The following is a 3,974-nucleotide window of genomic DNA, read 5'->3' as shown; positions in this document are numbered from 1 at the left end:
AGTTAGAGCAACAAATCCATGAGTACATTCATTATTACAACCATGAGCGTATTCAATTGAAACTAAAAGGATTGAGCCCTGTGCAATACAGAACTCAGTCCTTGGGGTAAACTAAACTGTCCAAGTTTTGGGGGTCAGTTCACAAAAGGGGCTTTTTCTATCACTAACGGTTAACCAAACAGTTATTCATCGTTAGCAGACTTGGTGATTTTCTTCACATCTTTAGGAACGTTTTTGGCTGTGCCATCAACGGTCGTATGTTGTTTAAACACGTCACCAAACGGGTTTTGTTGTTGTTGACCAAATGGATTTTGGCCATTCATACCCCCGGCTCCACCAAATGGGTTTTGACCGCCCATGCCACCGCCAAACGGATTTTGACCAGCACCCATTTGTCCACCCATCTGCTTAGCCATCATCTCCATCATCTTTTGCTGATTATTCATGACGTAGTTATTGGCAATGTCTTTCAGTTTCTTTTGCACGGGTGGTAGTACGACCAATAGCGCGATTAAGTCACTAAGCACCCCAGGGATAAGCAGTAAAATACCTGCTGCCGCCATCGCAACACTTTTAATCATGGTTGACTCTTGTGGACGCATCGCAGGGTTCATCATGCCACCCGCTTTCATCTGCTGTGCCATTGGATTGAGCGCCGCCATACCTTTACGTATAAGAGCGATCCCGATAACAGCAGCAACAATAAACCACATAAAGACCCACCAGCCACTCATAAACTGAGCAAGTAAATACCACAGTAGCATCTCGATAATAAACCAAACAATGGCAATACCAACTATCTGACCCATAAAGTGTCGTCCTATAAAATAAAAACTAATAAATTGAGTGCCATGCAAATTAAAATGGCTAACATATGATGTATATGGGGATTGATTGCTATACTATCAAACTTACGGCGCATTTTTAAGCCATAAAACACAATGTAAGTAAGACGGAAAACTATGGCAATTATTATCGGGATTGACCCAGGTTCGCGCATGACGGGTTATGGTATCGTCCAACAAACGGGTGATAAACTGACCTACATTGATGCGGGCACCATACGCACGGACACCAAAGAGATGCCTGAACGATTAAAGCGTATTTTTAATGGCTTGACGCGGATCACTCAACATCACCTCAAATACGCGGATGAGCCTATCTATACGGCTATTGAGCAGGTGTTTATGGCAGAAAACCCTGACTCTGCGCTGAAGCTTGGGCAAGCGCGAGGCGCCGCTATTGCCGCCATGGTAGCATTGGATCTAGAAGTGTCAGAATATACTGCCCGCCAAATCAAACAAGCCGTGTGTGGATACGGTGCCGCAGCCAAAGAGCAAGTTCAAGAAATGGTTTGTCGGATACTGTCTTTAGATGTCGTACCACAGGCAGACGCCGCAGATGGACTTGCTTGCGCAATTTGCCATGCGCATTCAAGCCATTCTATGAATAAATTGCTACTTAATAGCGCCATGCGTGGTCGCGGTGCCTCTAAGAAAAAAGGTCGTTGGCGTTTGACTGAAGAAGATCTGGGTAACTTACGTTGACATAAGCACGCCACAAAAAACGCGCCTAATGGCGCGTTTATCTTGAGTAATAAGTAGTCAATAAAAACTAATATCGATACATTATGCACGGCTGGTATCAATTTTTCTTGTAACTCTAATTTTTAGGAAGGAGATCGCTTAGTATCTGCTTCTTCTACTACCGAGCTTTTTATTCTACTACCGAGCTTTCGATCACCGCATCTAACACATAGGCATACGCGTCTTTGGACACATTTGAGTCACTACTGGCCTCTTTCGTCTCACTAGTATCTAACTGGTAACGCTGTAGACGTAATACTTCGTCATGCTTGCCATCATGTTCATAGCCGTCGATAACACCATTGAATGATGTCCATTCACCTTCGCTGGTTTTAATGCCTTGGTCATCATAAGTAACGGGCTTCACTTGTAGGCACATCTTTGAGTTATTGTCGCTGCAAGGGATCATTTTATCGTTGACCGCCCAAAACACCGTCTCACCTTTGCTATTGTATTTAGCTTGCGGGGTGAGCTTACCACCCCAAACTAAAGTAGCCGCACTAGTGATTTGCGTCAATACTGGCTGATCCTCTTCAGAGGCAACATTTCTCGATAAGACTAACTGGCTCTCCCCTTGCATCAATTTGCTCAAACTGTTTTCAGCGGCATCAAGATTTCCACATGACATTTTCGTACTCATGCTGTCTTCAATAGTCAAAGTCAGATCTTGCAACTGATAGACAGCGCTCATCGTATTACAGCCCACACTATAGTTTAAGGTATTTTGGCCTTGGTACTGAGCAAATGACAACCTCACCTGATCTTTAACGTCCATTAGCGTACTTAATGGTTGAGCGTTATTATCCGTTGCAGATAACAATGTCCAACGATAGCGCGACAGGTTGTTGATCATCGATTCTTCCGCACTTACCTCATCTGCTGTCGCCTGAGCCACGCTGGCCTCACTTTTGGCCACTGGATCACTGTTACTTACTTCACTATTAACGGCATTCGTACCCGCTTGTGCCTCCTGCTCATTTGATAAAGAAGAGTCTTGGCAAGCGCCTAACGCCACACTCGCTGTCAGCATAAATGGTAGTACGCCCAGTTTAAAAGACCACGCTCTAAAAGATAATGTCATAACAGTCACGCCTTGTGGTTGCCTCTTTTTACAGTACCGCTTTTTTCATCGTCCAAAAAGTGTTTATATTTGCCTTTATAGGACATAATAATTTGACCACTATAGCGTTGATGTTTGTTACTATTGTAACAAAGGGTTTGATTTCATAGTTTCGTAGTAACCTCCCCTTGTGCCATTTTATGGCATCTGCAATTCACTATTGCCATCTTAGGCAGTCGAATCACTCTTCAACCACCAAAGACTGTGGGTAATAGCGTTTTCCAAAGATTGGCTTGCCTAATGCTTTTATTTATCTTCACTCGCCGATTTAGCCTTCGCCATATTTTGAATGCTAAAGCGCTCATGCATCATTTGATAAAAACGGGCTAGGTTCTCGCCTTGTTCATTAGGATTTACCTGAAGTATTTTGCCAAAATCTAAGCCTAAATAGAGCACAATGTCAGCAAAACTTAGTTGCTCTCCTACCAAATAATCCCGACCTTCTAAGATGGTGTCAAAATAAGCCAGCGCTTTAGCAGAGCGCGCGATAGACGGCGCGACAAACTCTGGGACTTGCTCAACCCGTTGCGCTTTAGATGGGTGACTGTGCTGAAACGCCAGCATAAAATTGTACAAAACTTCAAACTCTGCAATACGGCGCATCGAACAAACTTGGGCACGTTGTACCACATCGTTGCCCATCACTGAGCGCTCACCATAAACGCGATCTAGATATTCGCACACTGCCTGCGAATCATTGAGTATGGTGCCATCATCTAACTTCAGTACTGGCACAGTCTGCATAGGGTTCATGTTAGTAAATTCATCAGACATTTGCTCATTCGCAGCAAAATCAATATCCACCACATCAACATCGTCCATATTATCAACATCAATTCCTTTTGAGGCCAATAAAATAAGTGCTTTGCGGGGATTGGGTGCCGTACGGGTTACATATAGTTTTTTCATGGCAAACTCCTTGTAAGATGGGTTAAAAAGCGACTCAGCGCTGTTGAAGTTGAAGTCTTTTAATGGGTAAATGTTGTTTGTAATTTTCGACCAAAAAGCAGTGTCTACTCTAAATCTGGTCCTGCAATATTCTTAAACTTAAAGCCAGTGAACAACATTTCTGTAGACATTCCTTTAGATGAAATCCTCTGCTTTCCTCATCATAACAAAACCTTGAGGATACTTGTTATATGAATAGTAAAAAGCCCCATAACTGAACTGAGCCCCATAAGTTGGACACAACTTATGGGGTATTTTTATGCGTTACGATCTGGACTTTAAGATGCAAGTCATCGCATACTATCGGCAAGGACATACCG

The 3,974-nt window shown here is 43.3% G+C and carries 5 protein-coding genes; 2 read left to right on the top strand and 3 right to left on the bottom strand.

Annotated features, from left to right (window positions below; genetic code table 11):
• Window positions 1-110 (top strand): IS3 family transposase (locus tag B2P60_RS12230; RefSeq protein WP_286741656.1); only part of this gene is annotated, 110 nt, incomplete at its 5' end.
• 72 nt (window positions 111-182) lie between these two features.
• Here B2P60_RS12230 and B2P60_RS12225 read toward each other — a convergent pair.
• Window positions 183-809: an FxsA family protein gene (locus B2P60_RS12225; protein ID WP_198334294.1), complete on the bottom strand. Its 627-nt coding sequence runs from the start codon at window positions 807-809 to the stop codon at window positions 183-185.
• Window positions 810-962: 153 nt separating this feature from the next.
• Here B2P60_RS12225 and ruvC point away from each other — a divergent pair, with 153 nt between their 5' ends.
• Window positions 963-1,547, top strand: coding sequence for a crossover junction endodeoxyribonuclease RuvC (gene ruvC / locus B2P60_RS12220; RefSeq protein WP_193004858.1), 585 nt, complete (start codon window positions 963-965; stop codon window positions 1,545-1,547).
• Between the two features lie 169 nt (window positions 1,548-1,716).
• Here the strand turns inward: ruvC and B2P60_RS12215 are convergent, their stop codons facing one another.
• Together B2P60_RS12215 and B2P60_RS12210 are read right to left on the bottom strand one after the other, a co-directional pair.
• Window positions 1,717-2,667: an META domain-containing protein gene (locus B2P60_RS12215; protein WP_286741654.1), complete on the bottom strand. Its 951-nt coding sequence runs from the start codon at window positions 2,665-2,667 to the stop codon at window positions 1,717-1,719.
• Between the two features lie 285 nt (window positions 2,668-2,952).
• Window positions 2,953-3,615: a glutathione S-transferase family protein gene (locus B2P60_RS12210; protein WP_286741651.1), complete on the bottom strand. Its 663-nt coding sequence runs from the start codon at window positions 3,613-3,615 to the stop codon at window positions 2,953-2,955.
• Window positions 3,616-3,974: the final 359 nt, after the last annotated feature.

The organism is Psychrobacter sp. UBA3068 (genome assembly GCF_002366815.1).
Lineage (GTDB): Bacteria > Pseudomonadota > Gammaproteobacteria > Pseudomonadales > Moraxellaceae > Psychrobacter > Psychrobacter namhaensis.
Note: the sequence above shows the minus strand (reverse complement) of the source record. Positions and strands in the feature narration are given on the sequence as shown.